The organism is Streptomyces sp. HUAS TT7, assembly GCF_051550175.1.
Lineage (GTDB): Bacteria > Actinomycetota > Actinomycetes > Streptomycetales > Streptomycetaceae > Streptomyces.
The window spans coordinates 8,746,928-8,768,033 of the sequence record NZ_CP196175.1 but is presented as its reverse complement, the minus strand read 5'-3'; the positions used below and the strand labels follow the sequence as shown (position 1 = coordinate 8,768,033).

General features: G+C 70.1%; 22 protein-coding genes. 17 read left to right on the top strand and 5 right to left on the bottom strand.

Features of this window, described 5'->3' with window-relative positions; genetic code table 11:
• Window positions 1-51 precede the first annotated feature (51 nt).
• Both ACSHXC_RS39910 and ACSHXC_RS39905 read right to left on the bottom strand, forming a co-directional pair.
• Window positions 52-498: an Imm63 family immunity protein gene (locus ACSHXC_RS39910; RefSeq protein WP_438296226.1), complete on the bottom strand. Its 447-nt coding sequence runs from the start codon at window positions 496-498 to the stop codon at window positions 52-54.
• A 477-nt stretch (window positions 499-975) separates the two neighbouring features.
• On the bottom strand, window positions 976-1,233 hold the full coding sequence (locus ACSHXC_RS39905; protein ID WP_438296225.1) for a TfoX/Sxy family protein: 258 nt from the start codon (window positions 1,231-1,233) through the stop codon (window positions 976-978).
• A 314-nt stretch (window positions 1,234-1,547) separates the two neighbouring features.
• On the opposite strand from ACSHXC_RS39905, the gene ACSHXC_RS39900 reads away from it, so the two are divergent.
• The 8 genes from ACSHXC_RS39900 (at window position 1,548) to ACSHXC_RS39865 (ending at window position 6,771) form a co-directional block, all read left to right on the top strand.
• Window positions 1,548-2,126 carry a TetR/AcrR family transcriptional regulator gene (locus tag ACSHXC_RS39900; protein ID WP_438296224.1) on the top strand — a complete coding sequence of 193 codons (579 nt, stop codon included), beginning with the start codon at window positions 1,548-1,550 and terminating at the stop codon, window positions 2,124-2,126.
• A gap of 262 nt (window positions 2,127-2,388) precedes the next feature.
• Entirely contained in the window at window positions 2,389-2,862 is a 474-nt protein-coding gene (locus ACSHXC_RS39895; RefSeq protein WP_438296223.1) for a hypothetical protein, read from the top strand.
• Window positions 2,863-2,915: 53 nt separating this feature from the next.
• Window positions 2,916-3,848 carry an MBL fold metallo-hydrolase gene (locus ACSHXC_RS39890; protein WP_438296222.1) on the top strand — a complete coding sequence of 311 codons (933 nt, stop codon included), beginning with the start codon at window positions 2,916-2,918 and terminating at the stop codon, window positions 3,846-3,848.
• Between the two features lie 122 nt (window positions 3,849-3,970).
• Entirely contained in the window at window positions 3,971-4,180 is a 210-nt protein-coding gene (locus ACSHXC_RS39885) for a hypothetical protein (protein ID WP_190021410.1), read from the top strand.
• Window positions 4,167-5,558, top strand: coding sequence for an amidase (locus tag ACSHXC_RS39880; protein ID WP_438296221.1), 1,392 nt, complete (start codon window positions 4,167-4,169; stop codon window positions 5,556-5,558). The genes ACSHXC_RS39885 and ACSHXC_RS39880 overlap by 14 nt, the downstream gene beginning before the upstream one ends.
• A gap of 324 nt (window positions 5,559-5,882) precedes the next feature.
• Complete coding sequence (locus tag ACSHXC_RS39875; protein WP_438296220.1) at window positions 5,883-6,353, top strand: transposase family protein; 471 nt, start codon at window positions 5,883-5,885, stop codon at window positions 6,351-6,353.
• Entirely contained in the window at window positions 6,340-6,594 is a 255-nt protein-coding gene (locus ACSHXC_RS39870) for a transposase (protein WP_438296219.1), read from the top strand. Before ACSHXC_RS39875 ends, ACSHXC_RS39870 begins: the two co-directional genes overlap by 14 nt.
• 48 nt (window positions 6,595-6,642) lie before the next feature.
• The gene (locus ACSHXC_RS39865; RefSeq protein WP_438296218.1) at window positions 6,643-6,771 is read left to right on the top strand and encodes a hypothetical protein; all 129 of its coding nucleotides are present in this window, start codon (window positions 6,643-6,645) and stop codon (window positions 6,769-6,771) included.
• Window positions 6,772-7,626: 855 nt separating this feature from the next.
• Here ACSHXC_RS39865 and ACSHXC_RS39860 read toward each other — a convergent pair.
• A complete protein-coding gene (locus ACSHXC_RS39860) occupies window positions 7,627-8,292 on the bottom strand; it encodes a hypothetical protein (RefSeq protein WP_438296217.1) in 666 nt (221 codons plus the stop codon).
• Between the two features lie 476 nt (window positions 8,293-8,768).
• On the opposite strand from ACSHXC_RS39860, the gene ACSHXC_RS39855 reads away from it, so the two are divergent.
• Together ACSHXC_RS39855 and ACSHXC_RS39850 are read left to right on the top strand one after the other, a co-directional pair.
• The gene (locus tag ACSHXC_RS39855) at window positions 8,769-9,602 is read left to right on the top strand and encodes a hypothetical protein (protein WP_438296216.1); all 834 of its coding nucleotides are present in this window, start codon (window positions 8,769-8,771) and stop codon (window positions 9,600-9,602) included.
• Window positions 9,599-11,086, top strand: a complete 1,488-nt coding sequence (locus ACSHXC_RS39850) for an NADH-ubiquinone oxidoreductase-F iron-sulfur binding region domain-containing protein (RefSeq protein ID WP_438296215.1) — start codon at window positions 9,599-9,601, stop codon at window positions 11,084-11,086. Before ACSHXC_RS39855 ends, ACSHXC_RS39850 begins: the two co-directional genes overlap by 4 nt.
• Window positions 11,087-11,120: 34 nt before the next feature.
• Here ACSHXC_RS39850 and ACSHXC_RS39845 read toward each other — a convergent pair whose 3' ends face one another.
• Window positions 11,121-11,528, bottom strand: coding sequence for a transposase (locus ACSHXC_RS39845; protein WP_438297080.1), 408 nt, complete (start codon window positions 11,526-11,528; stop codon window positions 11,121-11,123).
• Window positions 11,529-12,878: 1,350 nt separating this feature from the next.
• Between ACSHXC_RS39845 and ACSHXC_RS39840 the strand changes: the two genes are divergently transcribed.
• The 3 genes from ACSHXC_RS39840 to ACSHXC_RS39830 all read left to right on the top strand — a co-directional run bounded on the left by ACSHXC_RS39840 (window position 12,879) and on the right by ACSHXC_RS39830 (window position 17,511).
• On the top strand, window positions 12,879-14,036 hold the full coding sequence (locus tag ACSHXC_RS39840; protein WP_438296214.1) for a terpene synthase family protein: 1,158 nt from the start codon (window positions 12,879-12,881) through the stop codon (window positions 14,034-14,036).
• On the top strand, window positions 14,033-15,382 hold the full coding sequence (locus ACSHXC_RS39835) for a cytochrome P450 (protein ID WP_438296213.1): 1,350 nt from the start codon (window positions 14,033-14,035) through the stop codon (window positions 15,380-15,382). Before ACSHXC_RS39840 ends, ACSHXC_RS39835 begins: the two co-directional genes overlap by 4 nt.
• A 410-nt stretch (window positions 15,383-15,792) precedes the next feature.
• Window positions 15,793-17,511 (top strand): ISAzo13 family transposase, encoded by a 1,719-nt coding sequence (locus ACSHXC_RS39830; RefSeq protein ID WP_438296212.1) that lies wholly within the window; start codon window positions 15,793-15,795, stop codon window positions 17,509-17,511.
• A gap of 187 nt (window positions 17,512-17,698) precedes the next feature.
• Here ACSHXC_RS39830 and ACSHXC_RS39825 read toward each other — a convergent pair whose 3' ends face one another.
• Complete coding sequence (locus ACSHXC_RS39825; protein ID WP_438296211.1) at window positions 17,699-18,052, bottom strand: zinc ribbon domain-containing protein YjdM; 354 nt, start codon at window positions 18,050-18,052, stop codon at window positions 17,699-17,701.
• Window positions 18,053-18,170: 118 nt separating this feature from the next.
• Between ACSHXC_RS39825 and ACSHXC_RS39820 the strand changes: the two genes are divergently transcribed.
• Genes ACSHXC_RS39820 through ACSHXC_RS39805 form a run of 4 tightly spaced genes read left to right on the top strand, consistent with a single transcriptional unit; the run spans window position 18,171 to window position 21,092 of the window.
• Complete coding sequence (locus ACSHXC_RS39820) at window positions 18,171-18,512, top strand: ArsR/SmtB family transcription factor (RefSeq protein ID WP_438296210.1); 342 nt, start codon at window positions 18,171-18,173, stop codon at window positions 18,510-18,512.
• Window positions 18,509-20,257: a SulP family inorganic anion transporter gene (locus ACSHXC_RS39815; protein ID WP_438296209.1), complete on the top strand. Its 1,749-nt coding sequence runs from the start codon at window positions 18,509-18,511 to the stop codon at window positions 20,255-20,257. Before ACSHXC_RS39820 ends, ACSHXC_RS39815 begins: the two co-directional genes overlap by 4 nt.
• The gene (locus ACSHXC_RS39810; protein ID WP_438296208.1) at window positions 20,254-20,670 is read left to right on the top strand and encodes a pyridoxamine 5'-phosphate oxidase family protein; all 417 of its coding nucleotides are present in this window, start codon (window positions 20,254-20,256) and stop codon (window positions 20,668-20,670) included. The genes ACSHXC_RS39815 and ACSHXC_RS39810 overlap by 4 nt, the downstream gene beginning before the upstream one ends.
• Complete coding sequence (locus tag ACSHXC_RS39805; RefSeq protein ID WP_438296207.1) at window positions 20,667-21,092, top strand: ATP-binding protein; 426 nt, start codon at window positions 20,667-20,669, stop codon at window positions 21,090-21,092. Before ACSHXC_RS39810 ends, ACSHXC_RS39805 begins: the two co-directional genes overlap by 4 nt.
• Window positions 21,093-21,106 lie beyond the last annotated feature (14 nt).

Genomic DNA, 21,106 nt, shown 5'->3' with positions numbered 1-21,106 from the left:
GAGCGCGCCGTGGCGTTCCCTCCCCTCCCCCGGATGCGTTGGTGCCCCGCTTCATTTCACCCGGTAGGCGTCGACCTGTTCGAGGGTGATGCCGCTGTACCGGTCCGGCCTCGCGATGATCGCGCGCAACCGCTCCGCCCACACGGGGCTGACGCGGTTCAGGAGCTGTAGCTGCTTGGCAACCAGGGGGATGCGGGAGTCACGCTCCTTGTCTTCCGCCAGTTCGACACGGTGCTCGGACTCCCATGAACGGGCGAGGGAGGACGTCTCCGTCTCCGCGATCATGAACATGATGTCGTCGATGTTTTCGTAGATGGCGTGCGGGAGTTCCTTCCCGCACTCCCGCACGATGACGTGAACCACCCCATCCCGTATCTCGATGTACGGGTAGCTCTCCCGGGGTTCGAAATCGACCAGCAGCTCGGCGTCCGGGCGGCCGTAGAGGGCGAGGGAGACCTCCCGGGAGGCGGCGACCATCTCCGCCTTCGTAATCGTCATACTGACATTATAGGCCGGGTTGGCTGCCTTTCCGGCGACGCCGGACGGACCGCGCCACGACACCATGAGACTGCGCACCGTCCGTCGCACATGCCTCGAACCGCGCGGAAAGCGCCCGGACGGCCAGGGCCGCCACCCAAGCCGGCCAGCCACCCGGGCCACCACGCAGCGCTAGACCGGCACGCGGCCGGCGCGGACCAGCGGCCGTCGAGGAAGTCAGCCAAGGCGCGGCGCTGTTACTCCCTTGCACATCCACTGGCGTCGCCCTCCACGCCACAGCACCCGAGCCGAAGCTGCCCGAGGCCGTACAGCCGTCGCCCCGATGCGGTGTGCACCGGTGAGAGCGGCGTCGCCAAGGCGGCAGGCCGCGAGCCAGCCACGTTCCAGGAGCGCGCTCAGCGCAGTCCCGACTTCGCCGCAACGCTCCGGCCCAGCACCCCGACGCTCCACGCCAGCCAGTCGTCCAGGACGTCGTCGTCAAGGGATTCCTCTGCCGGCAGGACCCAGCCTCGCTGTTCCTTGCCCCCTCATCACCACCGGGGTGGCGCCGGGGCGGGTCAGGGCCTCGCCGGTCCGGTCCTTGCCGACGCGCACCATGAGGCCCTCGTCGTAGAGGTTGGCCAGCGCGTTTCCCCGGAAGAGGAAGGCCAGGCCGCTGAACATCTGCTTCGCGACCACGCCCTCGGGCTCCAGCCGCTCCTTGATGCGCTTCGCCAGCACTTCGTCGTATGCCATGTCCCCACCGTGTTGTCGGGCAGCCCGGGGAGGACCTGCTGCGGCCATCGCTCCGCCGGTCGCCCGGGCGGCCAGCCGTGGGCTGTGCAGCGGTCGCGGCGGTCCTGCAGCCGGGCGCTCGCGGCTCCGGGAGCCGGGGTGTGCACGATTTGCGCTGCGTGTCGGCGTACGCATGAACGCGTTCGGCTGTACGTGGTGCCCGGCCCAGGGCGGTGCCGTGTCGGCAGGACGGCGGGTTCTGCCGTGTTGTGCACGGGCAGAGTCCCGGGGGCGCAGTCGGCCCGGACGCAACTTCTTCGCATTAAGCTGGACGCATGAGTGCCCGAGCGACCACACGCCCCGGCGGGCGCAGCGCCCGCGTCCAGCAGTCTGTGCATCAGGCCGTCCGCGATCTGGAGGCGGAGGCGGGGCGGGATGCGCTGACCGTGCCGCTGATCGCCGCCCGCGCAGGGGTGACGCCGTCCACCGTCTACCGGCGCTGGGGGGATCTGCGGGAACTGCTGTCCGATGTGGCCGTCGAGCGGCTGCGCCCCGACGGTGCTCCGGCCGACCACGGCAGCCTGCGGGCGGACCTGGAGGCGTGGGCGGTGCAGTTTGCGGAGGAGATGGCCTCGACGGCGGGGCGCACGTACATCCGCGACGCCCTGCTGGGCGACCCCGAGCAGGGAAATGCGGTTCGCTGCTCCGATTACGCTGCCGAGCAGTTGAAGGCCATCGGGGTGCGCGCGGCCGGGCGCGGGGAGGCCGTGCCCGATGTTGAGACCCTGCTGGACGTCGTCGTCGCCCCCCTCATGTACCGCATTCTGTTCCGTCCTTCGGACCTGCCGTCGGCCTACACCGACCGGCTCGTGGCGTCGGCGCTCGGCCGGGGCGCCGCTCACTCCGGCGGCTAAAGCTAAGGGTTTGCGTTTTGGGGCACATAAAGCCTAGTCTGCCTAACGCAAAGCGTTTGCCTTTAGGTGTGAGAGGTGCTCCGTGCTCAGCGTCCTGGCCCTGCCGTCCCCTTCCTGCCGCCTGCCCGTTCCGGGCCGCTGCAGCGCCTTCCCTCTCCACGCCTCCATCCCGGTCGCCTGCTGGCCGCCTCCAGCGCGCCGGCCCCTCTCTACGCCCTCTACCAGGCCGAATGGCACTTCTCGGCGCTGACGGTCACCCGTCGTGTTCAGCGCCTACGCGCTCACCCTGCTCGGGGCACTGCTGACGGCGGGCACTCTCTCGGACCACCTGGGCCGGCGCCCCGTCCTGATCGGTGCACTGCTCGCGGAAGTCGCCGCGATGGCCGCCTTCGCCACCGCCCAGGGCATCACGGCGCTGATCGCCGCCCGGATCCTGCAAAGCCTGGCCACCGGCCGTCGCCACCAGCGCCGCCCTGCTCGACTTCGAGGACCCCGACCGCCCAGGACAGGGCGCCCTGCGCCTGCTGCTGTCCCCGGCCGCCCCGGACGAACGCGCCGGCACCCTCACCGCCTACTCCTCCTCAGCTGCCTGGCCATGAGCATCCCCGCCGTCCTCGCCGGCCTCCTGCCCAACCTCTACGGCCTGCAGACCGCTGTCTTCCTCTACACCGTGACGGTCAGCCTGCTGGCCCTGACCGGCCTCGTCCGCTCCGTGCGGCAGCCGATCACCGGCTGACCGGATCCTGCCGTCCCACCGCACCGCAGCGCCTTATCCGAAAGGAACCACCGATGAGCACCACCACGCCCGGTCAGGCCGCTTCCTCCACCCGCACGGGATGGAGCCTCGGCGACATCGCCGTACGCCGTGTCGACGAGATCGAACTGCCGCGCCAGACCGGACCCTGGCTGCTGCCGGACGCCACCAAAGAGGTGCTGGACGAGGCGTCGTGGCTGCGCCCCGACTTCGCCGACGCCGATGTCCCCCGCCTGGCGAGCCACAGCTTCGCGGTGGAGGCGGGCGGGCTGCGGATCGTCGTGGACACCGGCATCGGCAACGCCAAGCCGCGCGCCAACCCGGCCTGGAACGGACTCGACACCGACTTCCTGCAGCGCCTGGCGGCGGCCGGTTTCCCGCCCGAGTCCGTGGACCTCGTGATCACCACGCACCTGCACACCGACCACGTCGGCTGGAACACCCGCCTCTACGGTGACGACTGGGTTCCCACCTTCCCCAACGCCCGCTACCTCACCAGCCGCACCGAATGGGACCACTGGGCCGCCACCGACCTGGACGAGGCCCGACGCCAGATGTTCCGCGACTCCGTCACCCCCGTACACGACGCCGGACAGTACGACCTCGTGGACGTGCCCGAGCAGGGGCACGAGGTCGCGCCGGGCGTCCTGCTCATCCCTGCCCCGGGCCACACCCCGGGACAGGTCGCCGTCGAACTGCGCGGCAGCGACCGCCACGCGCTGATCACCGGCGACAGCATCCACCACCCCGTGCAGCTCTCCCACCCCCACGTGCACAGCTGCGTCGACATCGACCCCGCCCAGGCCATCCGCACCCGCGCTCGGCTGCTCGACACTCTGGCAGACACCGACGCGCTGCTCCTGGGCACCCACTTCCCGCAGCCCACGGCCGGCACCGTCCGCCGGGAGAACGGCCGTTACCGGCTGCTCGCCGAGCACGCCGCCGAGATCCCGGCCACCGCGGCCTGACCGCGCAACCGGCCGCACCCGCACAGGCCGCCGCGGCGTCCTCAGCTGCCCCACGCAAAACCTCCGCCTTCAGAGTGTCGGCCACACCGCCGCCCCAACCCCCACCGACAGGAAGAACATCCATGTCCGCCGCCGAACTCACACCGCCCGAGGCCGCCCGCTGGGCCGCCCGCGCCGGACTCGACCTGCCCGCCGAGCGCCATGCCGCGGTCGCCGCGGTCGCCAACCACATCCACAGCGTCGTCTCGGTCCTGCGTGAGCTGGACTTCGCGGACGTCCCGCCCGCCGCCGCCTACCACCCCGTACAGGAGAAGCACGATGCAGCCGTATGAGCTGTCCCTCGCCGCCTCCGCGGACGCGATACGGGACCGGCGGCTGTCCCCCGTCGAACTGGTCGACTCCGTCCTCGACCGGATCGAGAAGGCTGAGCCGCACCTCGGCGCCTACGTCACGGTCGCCGCGGAGCAGGCACGCCGGGCCGCGCGCGAAGCCGAACACGAAGTGATGCACGGCCGTTACCGGGGACCACTGCACGGCATCCCGATGGGACTCAAGGACCTCATCGATGTCGACGGGATGGCCACCACGGCCAGCTCCCGGGTCCGTGCCGACCACTGCGCCACGGCGGACAGCACCGTCGCCGCGCGTCTGAGCACGGCCGGCGCGATTCTGCTCGGCAAGACCCACACCCACGAATTCGCGTTCGGCCTGACCACCCCTCAGACCCGCAACGCCTGGCACACCGGCCGGGTCGCCGGCGGCTCCAGCGGCGGCTCCGCGGTCGCCGTGGCGTCGGGCACCGCGACCTTCGCCCTGGGCACCGACACCGGCGGGTCGATCCGGGTGCCCGCCGCGCTCAACGGCGTCGTCGGCCTCAAGCCGACCTACGGTCTCGTCCCCCGTCACGGCGTCACCTCCCTGTCCTGGTCACTGGACCACGTCGGCCCGATCACCCGCACCGTCCAGGACGCGGCCCTGGTCCTGACCGCGCTGGCCGGACACGATCCGCGCGACCCCGCCTCACTCGCTCTGCCCGCCGTGGACTACCGGCCCGGTGCCGGCACAGACCTGACAGGGCTGCGCATCGGTCTGCCGCGCACCTACTACTTCGACCGCGTCCACCCGCAGGTGGAAACCGCCGTCCGGCACGCCGTCGGGCAACTGGAAGCCCTGGGCGCCCAGCTCGTCGAGGTCGACATCCCGATGACCCGCTACGTCCAGGCCACCCAGTGGGGCCTGATGGTGCCGGAAGCCGGCGCCTACCACGAAGGCAGCCTGCGCACGGTCCCCGGCCTGTACGAGGAGGACGTCCGCATCCTCCTGGAGGCAAGCGAGTTGATGAGTGCCGGCGACTACGTGCGCGCCCAGCGCTCCCGCACGCTCATGCGCGCCGAGTGGGCACGGATGCTGGAGGACGTCGACGTGATCGTCGCCCCGAGCGTCCCGATGCCGGCAGTCGGGGTCGGCCAGGAAACGGTGACCTGGCCCGACGGCACGGTCGAGAGCGTCTCCGACGCCTACGTACGCCTGAGCTCCCCCGCCAACATCACCGGAGTCCCCGCCCTGACCGTTCCGGTCGGCCACGACGCGGCGGGCATGCCCATCGGCATGCAACTGCTGGGCCGCCCACTCGGCGAGCCCACACTCCTGCGGGTCGGCCACGCCTACGAGCAGACACAGCCCGCCCGGGCCCTCGCCACAGCAGCCTGAATGCCGCGCCCACCTGGCCAATGCACACGACCTCGTTGGCCAGATGCCGCGCTCACGCTGCCAGCGGGGCCGCCTCGGCCACCCCGGGCGACCGTGTCCGCCGCCCGGCACACGCTGAGCGGCAGCCTCAACGCCGCCCCTGAGCCCGCTCTCCCCGCGATCGCTACCGCCATCGCTCCGCAACAGCGTTCCCTGTGACCGGCCCCGACCGCCCCCGCGCCGTACGACGCATGGGTTATACCGCTAAAGATGGGTCTGTACGCTCACCGGCCCTGTCTCACATTCGGTGGTGACGCAGCGTCGTGAGGGCTCGTTGACATTCGAGTGAAGGACGTCAACGAGCTTGCGCAGACAGTGTTTTCGGGCCTGTCGCCGCTGGTCATCGAGGATGCGGCCGACGAGGGTGAGCGGATCCTGGTGCAAGCACGGACGCCGCAGGACACCGCGGTCTGCCCGCTGTGCGGGGTCTCGTCGGGACGCGTGCACGGGTATCACTGGCGGACGATGGCCGATGTGCCAGTGGGCGGGCGTCGGGTGGTGGTCCGTGTGCGGGGGCGGCGTCTGGTGTGTCCCACGCGTGGCTGCCGACACACCTTCCGCGAGCAGTTGCCCGGCGTGCTGGACCGATACCAGCGGCGTACGACTCGTCTGACCAGGCAAGTCCAGGCTGTGGTCAAGGAGTTAGCAGGCCGAGCTGGGTCACGTCTGCCGGCGGTACTCGCGGTGAGCCTGTCGCGTCACACGGCTCTGCGCGCGCAGCTGCGGATCCCGTTTACCCCGCGTGATTGGCGTTGATGATTTCGCTCTGCGCCGGCGCCACCGCTATGCCACCGTGGTGATCGACGCCGAGACCCACGAGCGGATCGACGTACTGCCCGACGCCAGGCCGACACGCTGGAGGCGTGGCTGCGCGAGCGTCCGGGCATCGAGGTCGTGTGCCGTGACGGCTCGGGCGACCTACGCCGAGGCCATCCGCCGCGCGCTGCCCGACGCGGTCCAGGTCGGTGATCGCCGGCATCTGTGGAAGAACCTGTGAGAAGCCGCCCTGAGCGAGGTCAAGGCGCACAGCGCCTGCTGGGCCACGGTGCTGGACGCGCCTATCTACGGCGGGCCCCGCGCCCAGACCACCCTGGAACGCTGGCACCAGGTCCACGGCCTCCTCGACCAGGGTGTCGGCCTGCTCGAATGCGCCCGCGTCTCCAACTCGCCCTGAACACCGTCAAACGCTACGCCCGCGGGCGGCGTGCAGGTCGAGGACCTGGGCGCGGTCCAGCGGGGGCGGGTTCACGGTAGTGCGAGCGTACGGCGTCGGGGGTGACGGTGTAGCCGGTGCCGTGGTGCCGGGCGGTGACCGGGCTGCCCCGAGTGAGCAGACGGCCGGCCTTGCCGAGTGGTCCGGAGCTCTTGTGGAGGAACCCGGACTGGGGGACCACCGCGGTGATCTGACGGCCCGTTGTCCGATTCGCCCTGCGGAATCCGATGACTGCCAGTGCCATGCGCGCCCCCGTGCGGTGTCTCCCGCCGGTTCTGGCCCTGCCCGAACGCGGAGGGTGTCGGTTTCGCGGACCCGACCCGGTCAGGTGGGCGCAGAGCCGACGGCGCGCGCCGGTCACACCCTGCGGGTGTCGGTCAGTTCTTGTTCCGAGGCCATGCGTCGAGGGGGTGCTTCCGACTGTCCGGACGATGCTCCCAGGCGGATCGCCGCTGTGGCAGCCGCTGTGCCGTACAGGCCGTTCCGTTCTCGGAGTTTGTACTCGGCGGTGGCCCGGCTCGCCCAGGGCTGCGGTTCCTGCACCCGTTTCTGTTTGCCTACCCAGGCATACGCAGCGGCTCTGGTTCCGCAATGGCCACGAACTCGCAGCACTCCTGCTGGCGGCCGGACCGCGCCGGCCAGTGCGGTCCCCTTCCGCCTGTTCTGGCGTACGGAGCCCGAGATCCAACGCGCCTGGCAGCGACCCCAGAGCCGCGTCCCGGCAGGGCTGTTCGGCCGCAAGTGCTCTGCCCGCGAGCGTACGCCGGGTTGGTTGATCACCCTGCGTTCCAGCAGGGCGCCGCCGGGGTGGCTTGGCTACGAGGAGGTATTGATGCTGTCGGAGCCGTCGTCGACGCGGGCAGTAGGGGCAACCCTGAGGGCCTCGACGAGGTTGCTGCGGACGAGCTGGTCGGCCAGCTCCTCGGAGCAGGCGATGTAGGTCGAGCACAGATCCCAGTCGCAGCCGACCACCCAGCTGCGGTCTTCCGGCCACCAGTGCTCGGGCCCCGCATACTCCTCGCCTGTTTGTGAACGGACTGCTTCCAGAGCGGCCAGTGAGGACTTCCAGACCAAGGTCTCCTCGTCGAAGACAGCTCTGGAAAGCTCATAGCTGAAATAGATTCCCTGGCCTGCGGCGGTGGCACCCATCAGGACATCCGCCAGGCCACGGCGGGTTACAGGGTCGGCTTCCCCCTCCGTGGTCTCCCACTGATCTCCGACGGGCGGGGTCAGCATTTCCTGTCGCAGTGGCCCGCCCGCCAGCTCGCCGTGGTAGTACGCCCCGGCGGCCTCAGCCATCTCCCGCCATGTCCGGCGCAGCCCGGGGTCCTCCTCCACGGTCCATGCATGAAAGACGCGTACGTACGCGGAGAATCCCCCGGGGACGACCTCGGTAACGACGTGTTCCCACACGTCCGTGCTGGGCGTCAGTCGCTCATGCAGCCAGGCCAGCGCGCCCTCGGCGTCCAGCACGGCCTCCATTTCATCTGTTTTCGACCCATTCTCCACGCCTCCCATCATCGTGGACGGCTCCCCATGCGTCGTCCTGCTGATGCAACAGATCTTCCTTTTCGGGCGCGTGACCGGACTGGTGGGGCAAGACCAGGATGAAGCTTTCCCAAGGCCCGTGATCGCCTGGCCCAGGATCTCGATACGGCCTTGGCTTTCCCGCGGTGAGTCTGGTCACGCTGCTTCCGGCGTCTACTACACACGGCCGTGGATGAGAAAGGCCGCCCCATGCCGGGGAAACCGAGGCCGTCGCGAGCCTTGCTACGACCCTGGGCCGTACCGGGACCATTGTGATCAGACTGCGGTACGGGCTAACGATGACCCTGTCGTGTCGGCCGCCGATGCCATGCTTCCCGGCGGCGCCCTTTCCCGACGTGTGCATGTCGAACCCCGATCCGGTCGTGCCACGGCCTGGTGCGTGACCCGAAATACAAGGAAGAAGGTGCCCCATGTCCAGTGTCGTCCTGCTCGCCCGTCCTGTGACCGGCGCCGCGTCGGCCGGAGTGGCCAGCCGGATGATGGCCTTCCTGGACTACTTCGCCGGAGTCTTCACCCTGCTCTCGCTGACCGCGGTGGTGACATGCGGGCTCGCCGCCACCGACCGGCTGGTGTTGACCCCCCGGATGCGGGTGGCCGTGCAGTCGGTGCACCGGGCGAGCGCCGTCGCAGCACTCGGCTTCCTCGCCACCCACATCGCGGTCAAGGTCGTCGAGCGGCACGCCGCTTCGCAGACCGCCGTGGCCCCCTTCACCGGCGGCACCGCCCTCGCGGTGAGCCTGGGCACCATCGCCACCGACCTGCTCGTCCTGATCACGGCCACCGGCGTGCTCCGCGGCCGGTTCGCCGGCATCCGCCACGCCTGGCTGTGGCGGGTACTGCACTCAATGGCGTACCTCTGCTGGCCGGTCTCACTGGCGCACGGGTTGACGGCGGGGCGCAAGGCGCACGTGTGGGTGCTCTGGGGATACGGCTTGTGCGCGGCCTTGATGGCGCTCGCGCTGATGGTCCGTGTCCTTTCCTACCTGGGCCGCCATCGGACCCTGAGCCGACGTCGGCGCGGCGCCAAGGCATATCGGCCCGCCACCGTCCGTCCGACCGCGCTGACCGCCCTGTCCACCCGGTCCGCAACCGGCATCCGCCCGATCGCCTGGGCCGCCCAGTCCGCTGCAGCGACGACAGCGACTCGCCGGTCCGCTCAGAGTGGCGGCCTGCCCAGGCAGCCCAAGCACGCGAGACCAGCGTCCAGGCCGCTGTACCTGGCTCGGCCGGGGGGCAGCGAGTGAAGAACGCCCCGCTGGAGCTGCCCGAAGTGCGCTGGCTGGATACTGCCCGGCTGACCGCCGGCCTGGACCGTTACCAGCGCCTGGACCTCGCCGCCCACACCCGTGTCCACCCGCCGCTGCGCCAACTGGACAGGGACGGTCTGCTCGCCCTCGCCGAGTCCATCGAGTTGTCCGGCCGCGGCGGCGCAGGCTTCCCGTTCGCCCGCAAGGCCCGGGCCACACTCGCCACCGCCGACCGCACCGGCGCGCCGCCGGTCATCGTGGTGAACGGCGCGGAGGGCGAACCGGCCAGCGCCAAGGACAAGATGCTGCTCGCCCGCACGCCTCACCTGGTCCTGGACGGCGCCTGCCTGGCCGCGGCCGCGTTCGGCGCCGAGGAGATCGTGATCGGCGTCGCCGCGGGCAGCCCGGGCGAGATATCGGTCCCGGCAGCCCTCGCCGAGCGCGAACTTCCCTGCAAGGCCCGGACCGTATGCCTCCCCGAACGCTTCGTCTCCGGCGAGTCCGGGGCTCTGATCCGGGGCATCAACGGCCTGCCGGTGGCACCGGCGCCGCTGAAGGCCCGCGCGGCCGACGGCGCAGCGGGCGGGGTGCGTCGTCGTCCGACGCTGCTCTCCAACGCCGAGACATGGGCCCAACTCGCCATCGCGGCCCGGCTCGGACCCCACGCCTACGCAGCCGTCGGCACCGCCGCCGAACCCGGCACCATCCTGCTCACCGTCAACCGGCCAGGTGCCGATCCGCTCGTCGTCGAGGTTCCGACCGGAACCCCGCTGGGCCAGGTACTGGACGCCTGCGGCCTCAGGCCGGGCATCGGCGTGTTGGTGGGCGGCTACCACGGTGCCTGGCTGCACCCGTCGGACGCCGTCGGCGCGCCTCTCTCCCGCGCCGGACTCGCCGGCCTCGGTGGAACCCTCGGCGCGGGCGCCATCGCCACGCTCCCCGCCGACACCTGCCCGCTCGGCGAGACCGCCCGGGTCGCGGCCTGGCTGGCGGCCGAGTCCACCGGCCAGTGCGGACCGTGCAAACGCGGCCTGCCCGAAGCCGCCGAGGCCCTGGCCATGCTGGCCGCCGGTGCTGCCGAGCCCGCAGTACTGGAGGACGCCCGGCGAGCCCTCGGCGCGGCCCAGGCCGGTGGCGCCTGCTCGCACCCGGACGGCACGGCCCGCTTCCTGCTCACCGCTCTGCACGTCTTCTCCGAGGACGTCGACGCCCACCTGTCCAGCCCCGGCTGCGGCCGCCCCGTACGCGGAGTACTGCCCCTCCCGCCCGCGAAGGGCGCACGGCTGGAGGTGGACTGGTCACGCTGCACCGGCCATGGTCTGTGCGCCGTGCTCACCCCCGACCTCATTCGCCTAGGCCCACACGGCTATCCCACTTCCACCACCATCCCGGTCGCCCCCTGGCAGGAGCACGGCGCCCGCCGCGTCGTCAACCAGTGCCCGGCCCTGGCCATGCGTCTCCGGCGTCGCGGGCAGGTCTGAGTGCCTGACTCTGTCGGGAATCTTGGAGGCCGGGTCAGACGGTGGCACGCCATCTACGGGGCCGCGCGAAGCCTCGGTGGTCCAAGTAGTTCTGGAAGGCGGTCGGTTGCCGGGGATGGAATTTTGGGCTTCCGGGTGCCTGTGCGCTGATTCGTTCAATGTTGATCGCGATGGCGGTGAGAACGTGCTGGACGTGGGCCCTGTCCCTGCTGCGATAGCGACACCGGCGCATTCCGTGTCCGTGGACGAACTCATTGATCGTGCTGCGCACCGCCGTCGACGCCTGGACGTCATCCCGATACCACCCCATCTGGGCCGAGGCCGACCCGGCCGACGTCACCTTCGCGGACAGCCAAGGGGCCGACATGGACGAGACTTCGAAAGCGCGTGACGAACTGGACCGGCTGGGCCGGTTGCTGTGCGGGCAACTGGTCGCGCTCATCACCGATTTGACCATTCGTGTTCACCTCCGTCGGCTGTCCCTCGACGAGCCGAAGGTTGCCGACCGGAGCGAGCCGCTGCGCTACCACTATGCGACGGGGTACCAGGGCAATCGTCCGGCGACCGCTACCGCTGCCGAGACGGCCTCCCGTGCGGCCCTCCTCCTCCGCACGGCCGGTTGGGACGTCACGGCATCACAGGAGGATGACGACGGGAGACTCTGGACAGTGATCGTCGCCCACCGGGACGGCAACAACATCCGCATCCTCACGAGCGATGACACACCCGCCGTGGTGTTTCGTGGTCAGACGCCGGCGCTGGCACTGTGCCCGCCGCAGCCAGTCCAGCAGCAGGAGCCGGTGCGAACGCCGGAGACCGTCACACCTGGCTACGTCCTCTGCTACGAGTGCGACGGCCTCTGCTGGTGTCCCCGATGCGGTGGCCGCGGGTGGGTACTCGGCCAGACCCACCGCAGAAGCCGATGCGGCGTATGCCGCACCACGAAGGTCTGCCCTATCTGCCGAGGCGAGGGAGAGTTGGACCCCTCCAGTTTGTCGGAGTACCAACTCGGCTATTACCCGGGACTGGACCCACACTGACGCCCATCCGCAGGTCAACGGCCTACGGGTGGGGGCCGAGGTCCGGATGCCGACACTCGACATGGTGAATACGCTGAACTGCGCTGTCTCAGCACAGCGCCAGATGTTGAGGTAGTCGCCGTTGCCGGAGTGCTGGCCGTTGTTGACGTCGAGGCATTTGGGGGTGACCGCGCTGACGATCCGGGCGCTGGCCCCGCCGAAGTGAGGGCTGACCGGAGTACGACAGAAACGCGCCGTTGGGGCAAGAGTTCGCAGTTCAGCAGCCTGTGACGCCGTGTCGGCTGTCGCGGTAAACCGCGCGCTTGCCGCAACAGTGGCTTCGGCGCCCCGTGGAAACACGGCGTCGGCCTCGCGGAACCCATAGGGGCGCGCTTCTGCGGCCCGCACGCCGATTCCGTGCCCCGAGCGCGAGCTGTGCCGTCCTGGATGCGGCATGGCAAGCTGACTGCCCTGCAAGCCGCATTGCCCCGGATCTTCGGCGGTGACCACCTAACACCACACAGGCCCTGTCGCGTTCTTCGCCAAGTGCGGGCACCTCGCAGCCTTGGCCGTGAGAACCACGTGCCGGATGCCACACCCGAGAGGTGGGTGGGTGGCAGGGGGCTCGGCACCACCGGTGGGTGGCAGGGGGCTCGGCACCACCGCCATGCACGACGACACGGGCCAGTGTGCGATGCGACGGCTCTGGCCTCGCGGTAACGACGGGAAACGGAGGACTGCCCGGTGACCACATCGTCCTTAGGACCTACGCCATGACGTCGCCCGGAAGCGCGGTCATATCCGTCAGCCCGAAGCTTCCTCCGGTGTTCTGCCCGATTCCCCCGGCGATCAACCCCTGTGCCGCGGCGGTCCACGACCAGGCGGTCCGCTGGCTTGGCCGGCAGGGGCTGGGCCGGACCGGCCGGGACCGGGCGACCGTGCTCGACAGCCGCGGCGCCGCGTGGGTGTCCCGGCTCGTGCCCCACGCCCGTCAGGACCGGGTACTGCTGATGGCTCAATGGGTGTACTGGGGGTTCCTCTTCGACGACCATCAGTGCGACACCGAGCCCTATGGCAGCGACCTCGCCCGGTTCGTGGAGCTGGTTTCCCGGCTTACCGAGAGCCTCGTCCGGCCGGGCGACGCCGGCCCGGACGACCCGTTCGCCTCCGCTCTCCGCAGCCTCCTGAGTGACCTCGGCACCCCGGCCACCCCGGCTCAGCGGCGGCGCTGGGTCGACGGCCACCGGCACTGGCTCGACGCCGTGGCATGGCAGAACTCCTACTCGCAGCGCGGCACCGTCGCCCCGCTCGACGACTTCCTCGTCTTCCGGCGCGCCACCACCGGCCTGCCGGTGGTGATGGCGATGTTCGACTTCGCCGACGGCGACGAGCTGACCGACACCATGCTCCAGGACCCCGGCGTGCTGGCACTGACGGAGATGGCCCGCCTGATCATCGGGCTCGACAACGACCTCCAGTCCTATGGCAAGGAGACCTGCCTGGGAGAGGTGGGACAGAACATCTTCACTGTGCTCGCCGTCCACACAGGCGCCACGGCGCCGGGCGAGACGATCGGCGCAGCGGTGCTGCTGCGCGACCAGGTCATGGTGGCCTTCCTCAGCCTCTCCCGTCGCGTCGCAGCGGAGGCAGCCGATCCTGCGCTGCGGCGCTACGTCGACAATCTCGGCCACGCCGTCCGGGGCAACCTCGACTGGGGCCTGGCCGTCCCCCGCTACCTCAAGGCCCCGGGCTGGCGCGACCGGACCCAGGCCATCACTACGACCCTGCCGACGCCCGTGACGCCCGCCGGGCTCTCGGAGCTGCCGTCGATCGCGTGGTGGTGGGATCAACTCGCCGCACACCCGGCGGCGCCGCGGGAGACCGGTCCGACAGCGTGGTGCCGACAATCCGGAAGGGGAAGGACGCAGTGAGCGCATCCCGGGCCATCACCCGCCGCGACAGCATCCCCCTGGCGGCCGGGGCACTGCCCCTGGTCGGGCACACGCTGCGGATCCTGAGGGAGCCCCTGGCGTTCCTGGCGTCGTTGCCCGCCCAGGGAGACCTGGTACGGGTGCGGGTCGGCCCACTCACGGCGATCGTCGTGTGCGACCCCGGGCTGACGCGCACCGTCCTGCTCGACGACGCCACCTTCGACCGGGGCGGACCGTTCTACGACCGAGTGCGGGAGAGCATGGGCGAGTCCGGTGTGGGCACGTGTCTGCACGCGCGGCACCGAAGGCTGCGGCGGCTCATCCAGCCGGCGTTCCACGGTTCCCGGCTGCCCGGCTACGCCGCCGCCATGAGCGCGGCCATCGGCGAGCGGGTCGGGGCGTGGCGGGACGGCCAGGCGTTGGACGTCACCGCGGAGACACACACAATCGCCGTACACACGCTCACCAAGACCATGGTGGCCGCGGCGCTGACGCCGGAGCAGCTCCGCACGGTCGTCGACGACGTCACGGCCGTCATCCTCGGGATGACCCGCCGCATGGTCACACCTGGGCCGCTGGACACGCTGCCCACTCCGGCCAACCGCCGCTACTGGCAGGCCATGGCCCGGCTCCGGCGTACCTTCGGCCGGGTCATCAGCGAGCGGCGGGCGAGCACCCGTGACCACGGTGACCTCCTGTCGGCGCTGCTGGCCGCCCGCGACGAGGCCGGTGACGGGCGTGCCCTCTCCGACGCCGAAGTCATGGACCAGGTCATGACGCTGTTCCTGGCCGGCTCCGCCACCACGGCCAACGGCCTCACCAACGCCCTCTACCTTCTGGCGCGCCACCCCGAGCTGGAACGGCGGCTGCACACCGAGGTCGACGACGTCCTGGCCGGAGGCGTCGCCGCCGTGGAACACCTGCCGCACCTCGCCGTCACCCACCGGATCGTCACCGAGACCCTGCGGGCCTACCCGCCCGCGTGGCTGCTCACCAGGGTCGTGTCAGCCGACACGACCCTGGGTGGGCACCACGTGTCGGCCGGCTCCACCGTCGTCTTCTCGCCGTACGTCATCCACCGACGTGGCGACCTCTACCCCGACCCCGACCGCTTCGACCCCGACCGGTGGGCCGAGGGCAAACCTCCTCGCGACGCGTTCTTTCCGTACGGAGCGGGCGCCCGCAAATGCGTCGGCGACCAGTTCGGGGAGACCGAGGCGGTGTTGACGCTCGCCTCCATCGCCGCCCGCTGGGTGCTGCGCCCGCCGCCGGGGTATCGTGCCCGGCCGTCGCTCGGCGCGACCCTCGGACTGCGCAAGCTGGTCATGACCGCATCACGTCGGTAGCCGCCGAGAGCGCCGGCTGCAAGGGTGTCCCGGTGGTGCGGGCCGTTCCGGCGGCCGGACGAGAAGCCAGGATCTGCTCGTCGTCCCTGGTGGCCCGACTGAGCCTGCGGTACAGGGGGGCCAAAACTGACGTCAGGAAGGGGAAACCGAGGTAAATGCGGGCACCTGACCTTCGTTCGGAGCCGCCTTTCCACAGATCGCCGAAGCCACTGTCGCGGCAAACGCCCAGTTTGCTGCGACAGGCCGACACGGCGTCACAAGTTGCTGAACTGCGAACTCTTGCCCCAACGGCACGTTTCCGCCGTACGCCGGTCAGCCCCCATCCATGGCCATGGCCATGGCGGGCCAACTCGTTAGGGCTCGCAGAGAATCAACCTGTTGCCTCACGTGATTCGGTTCGTTGATGTGGTATGCGCATCCCTGATGAGATCCGTGGTCAACTCGCGGTGAGGTTCGAGGTGTTGTTCCCGCATCTGGACGAGCGGCAGCGCCGGCTGCTGATGGGGGCGGAAGCCCGGATCCTGGGGCACGGCGGGATCCGGGCCGTAGCGCAGACGGCTGAGGTCAGCGAGACAACCGTCCGCAAAGGCGTCGACGAAATGGAAGCGGGCGCGGAGCCGCTGGGCCGGGTCCGCCGCCCCGGCGGCGGCCGCAAGAAGGCCGCCGAAGTGGACCCGGGCCTGCGACCCACTCTGTTGGCGCTGGTCGAGCCGGACATGCGCGGAGACCCGATGTCACCGCTGCGCTGGACCACGAAGTCGACGCGCAAACTCGCCGACGAACTCACCCGGCAGGGACATCGTGTCTCGGCGGACACCGTCGGCGACCTGCTGCGTGAGGAGGGCTTCAGCCTGCAGGCCAACGCCAAGACGATCGAGGGCAAACAGCACCCGGACCGGGACGCCCAGTTCCGGTACATCAACGAACAAGCCCGCGCCCACCGGGACACCGGGGACGCGGTGATCAGCGTGGACACCAAGAAGAAGGAGTTGGTCGGCCAGTACAAGAACGGCGGCCGTGAGTGGATGCCGGCCGACGAGCCCGTGCAGGTCAAGACGCACGACTTCTTGGACCGACAGGGGCCGGGCAAGGCCATCCCGTACGGCATCTACGACGTCGTCGCGAACACCGGCTGGGTCAGCGTCGGCACCGACCACGACACCGCCGGGTTCGCGGTCGCCTCCATCCGCCGCTGGTGGCAGGCAGTCGGCCGACACGACTACCCGCACGCCGCACGACTGCTGATCACCGCTGACGCGGGCGGCTCCAACGGTTACCGCACCCGCGCCTGGAAGAGCGAACTCGCCGCCCTGGCCGCCGAGACCGGCCTGGACATCACCGTCTGCCACATGCCGCCGGGCACATCGAAGTGGAACAAGGTGGAACACCGACTCTTCTCCCACATCTCCATGAACTGGCGCGGCAGACCGCTGACCAGCCACGAAGTCATCGTGAACAGCATCGCCGCGACCACTACCCGCGCCGGTTTGAAAGTCCGGGCCGAACTCGACACGGGCACCTACGACACCGGCGTGAAGGTCACCGACGCCGAGATCGACGCCCTCGCGATGGACAGGTACCGTTTCCACGGCGACTGGAACTACACCCTCCACCCCACCCGGCCTCTTCCCGCCCCACGACATGAGCCAGAGCCGGAGACTGAGGTCCGTACGGCTGCTCGGCCGACCGCGGTTCTGAACGGCGTCGACGCCGGCTCTCTCCGCAACCCGGAGCTGACCGGCATGACCGTTCCGCAACTGGACGCCCTGGTAGATGAGTTGATCCCGGAACTGGCGCGACGGCGGGAACAGATTCGCCACGAGCGCCGTGGAGGTGAGCGCCGAAGGGCTCGCGGTGCGGGCGCCAAGGACAAGCTCTCCGATGACGACCGGATCCTGGCGACCGTGCTCTGCCACCGCAAGATTGGCACCCACGACCTGCTCGCCCAGCTCTTCGGCGTCACCGGAAGCACCCTCACACGGGCTGTCCAGGAAGTACGGCCCGTCCTGGCCGAGCACGGCCACACGATCCCGCCGTCAACCGCCCGATTCCGCACCCCGACAGACGTAGCCGCCCACCTCGACAAATACGGCAACCGACCCTCACCAGCGACCAAATCCGCATGTTGATTCTCTGCGAGCCCTTAACAGGGCCCGGGGTTACGGCGGTGTGGGGATCCGGCCCGGCAGATATCAACCCTCGGGTTGAGTGGGTGGTGTCGAAAAAGGGATCCGCTCCATGGACGCCACCCCGGCAGCCGCCGAGGACAGGACCACCTGTGTCTGTGTTCGGCCCGATACGGGCCGGTGTGCCGGGTCAGGCCTTCTTGACCACGCTGGACTTGAGCTGCATGGGGCCGAACCCGTCGATCTTGCAGTCGATGTCGTGGCCGTCCACACCGTTCACCAGGCGGATGTTGCGCACTTTGGTGCCCGCCTTGATGCCGGACGGGCTGCCTTTGACCTTCAGAGTCTTGACCACGGTGACCGTGTCGCCGTCGGCGAGCACGTTCCCGACCGCATCCTTGATCACCCCGTCCTCGGCGCCGTCCGCACCTTCGTCGGATGCGGGCGACCACTCGTGGCCGCACTCGGGACAGACCAGAAGCGCACCCATCTCATAGGCGTGCGCGCTGGAGCATTCGGGACAGGGGGGCAGGTTCTCAGTCACCGGACGACCATCTCACGCCAACTATCTGAATTGCAAAATTCTGCAATTCAATAGATGCTGTGCTCTGCTGCGCCCCTAGGTAGCCGGGGGCGCAGCACTGCATGAAGGAGAAGGTTTCGTGTCGGTTCCGCTGTATCAGGCCAAGGCCGAGTTCTTCCGGATGCTGGGACACCCGGTGCGTATACGGGTGCTGGAGCTGCTGCAGGACGGGCCGATGCCGGTACGGGACCTGCTCTCCGCTATCGAGATCGAACCGTCTGCCCTGTCGCAGCAGCTGGCAGTCCTGCGCCGCTCCGGGATCGTCACCTCGGTCCGTGAGCGCTCGACCGTGGTGTACGAGCTGGCCGGTGGTGACGTCGCTGATTTGATGCGGGCCGCGCGGCGGATCCTGACCGAGATGCTGGCTGGGCAGAACGAGCTCCTGACCGAGCTGCGGGAAGCCGAGGTCGCGGCGAAATGAACACCTCACTGGCCCGGATGTTGCGGGTCCGGGTGTGGAGGCGGGTCCGTTCCCTGCTGCCCGCCCGCGCTGATCTCGCGGAGATGGGTCGCAGTCCGCGCCGCGATCTGCTGGCCGGTCTGACCGTGGCGATTGTTGCGCTGCCGCTCGCTCTCGGCTTCGGGGTGTCCTCCGGTCTCGGCGCGGAGGCGGGGCTTGCGACCGCGGTGATCGCGGGCGCGCTCGCGGCGGTCTTCGGCGGCTCCAATCTCCAGGTGTCCGGGCCGACCGGGGCGATGACCGTCGTACTGGTACCCATCGTCGCGCAGTACGGGCCGACCGGAGTTCTGACCGTTGGGCTGATCGCCGGGTTCCTGCTGGTCGCGCTCGCCGTGCTCAAGGCGGGCCAGTACATGCAGTACGTGCCCGCCCCGGTGGTGGAGGGCTTCACCCTCGGCATCGCCTGCGTCATCGGCCTCCAGCAGATCCCCAACGCGCTCGGGGTGGCCAAGCCCGAGGGCGACAAGGTGCTCGTGGTGACCTTGCGCGCAGTCGAGGAGTTCGCCCGCACCCCGAACTGGACCGCCGTCGCCCTGGCTTCGGGCGTGACGGTGCTCATGCTGGTCGGCGCCCGGCTGCGGCCCACCGTCCCGTTCTCCATCGTCGCGGTGATCGGCGCGACGATCGTCGCCCAGCTCTTCCGGCTGGACGCCGCCAAGCCGATCGGTGACCTGCCGTCCGGGCTCCCGGCCCCCGCGCTCGGCTTCCTGGACCTGTCCGCGGTGGGCTCGCTGCTCGCCCCGGCCGTCGCTGTCGCCACGCTTGCCGCGCTGGAGTCGCTGCTCTCGGCGCAGGTCGCGGACGGGATGACGGTGGGGCAGAAGCACAACCCGGACAAGGAACTGCTCGGGCAGGGCCTGGCCAACATCGCCGCGCCGATGTTCGGCGGCGTCCCCGCCACCGGTGCCATCGCCCGGACCGCGGTGAACGTCCGCACCGGTGCCTCCTCCCGGCTCGCCGCCCTCACCCACGCCGCCGTCCTTGCGGTCATCGTCTTCGCGGCCGCACCCCTGGTCTCCAAGATCCCGCTCGCCGCGTTGGCCGGGGTGCTGATCGCCACCGCGATCCGGATGGTGGAGGTCGGCTCCCTGCGGGCGATGGCGAAGGCGACGCGCTCGGACGCTTTGATACTGGCCCTGACCGCAGCGGCCACGCTTGCCCTCGACCTGGTCTACGCGGTGATCATCGGCCTGGTCGTGGCCGGAGCTCTCGCCCTGCGGGCGGTGGCCCAACAGGCCCGCATGGACCAGGTCGACTTCATCCCCGACCTGCCCGGAGAACACAGCGCGGAGGAACACGCGCTGCTGGCCGAGCACATCGTCGCCTACCGCCTCGACGGGCCGCTGTTCTTCGCCGGCGCCCACCGCTTCCTCCTCGAACTGAGCGAGGTCGCCGACGTGCGCATCGTGATCCTGCGGATGTCGCGGATCACTACGATGGACGCCACCGGCGCCCTGGTCCTCAAGGACACGGTGGAGAAGCTGAACCGGCGCGGCATCGTCGTGATGACCTCCGGCATACGGCCCGGCCAGCGCCAAGTCCTCGACTCCGTCGGCGCACTGGACTTGCTGCGCCTGGACGGTCGCGAGTACGCCAGCACCCCCGAAGCCATCATCGGGGCCCACACCTACCTGGAGGACGCCGGTGTGCTGCCCGCCCTCCCTGCCCACTCGGTCCGCACCAGCGTCCAGGAGCACGTCCGATGACCATCCCCACACCCCGTCGTATGGTCGAGGTCTCCGGGACCGAAGCCTTGTGGCTGCTCGAAGGCGCCGTCCAGGGACGGCTGGTGTACATCCAGCGTGAGAGCGCGGTAGTGCGTCCGGCCACGCACCGCCTGGAGTACGGCCGCCTGATCGTCCGTTCCCCGGCCCAGGCCACCGCGCTCTCCGGCCGAGCCACCCTCACCTACCAGGCGGACGAGATCAAGGTTGCGGGCGGCACCGGCTGGACGGTCACCGCCGTCGGCCCCGCCGAGGTCATCACCGACCCGGACGAGGCCGCGCACTACCGGCGGACGCTCTTCGGCTGGGCGCACGGCCCGCACGACACCCTCGTTCGCATCCAGCCCCAGCACGTGACGGGCTACCGCCTCGCACATGCGGAGAGTGTCCGATGACCATTCCGCTCGAAACCCTGCCCCACCGGCACGTGCTGACCCTGCCCCCCATGGGCTCCGCCGTCCGCATCGCCCGCGAGACCACCGAACAGGTCCTCGCCGAATGGGGCATCAGCCGACGCCATCCCACCGTCGATCCGGCGCTTTTGATCCTCAGCGAGCTGGTCACCAACAGCATCCAGCACGCCGCCGACGTCTCTCCGATGATCACCGTGATCTACGCGGCGGGCGCGGACACCTTCGCGTTCGCCGTCCACGACCGCCACCCCTACCAGCCTGCCCTGTTCTCGGCGGTCACCGGTATCGGTGGCAGCGGGCTGGGCATGGTCATGGAACTCACCCTCAACCTGGGCGGCACCGCGGTGGTACGCGGCGATGCGGACGGCAAGGGAAAGAGCATCTGGATCACCCTCCCTCTGTGAACATCCTCAGCTCC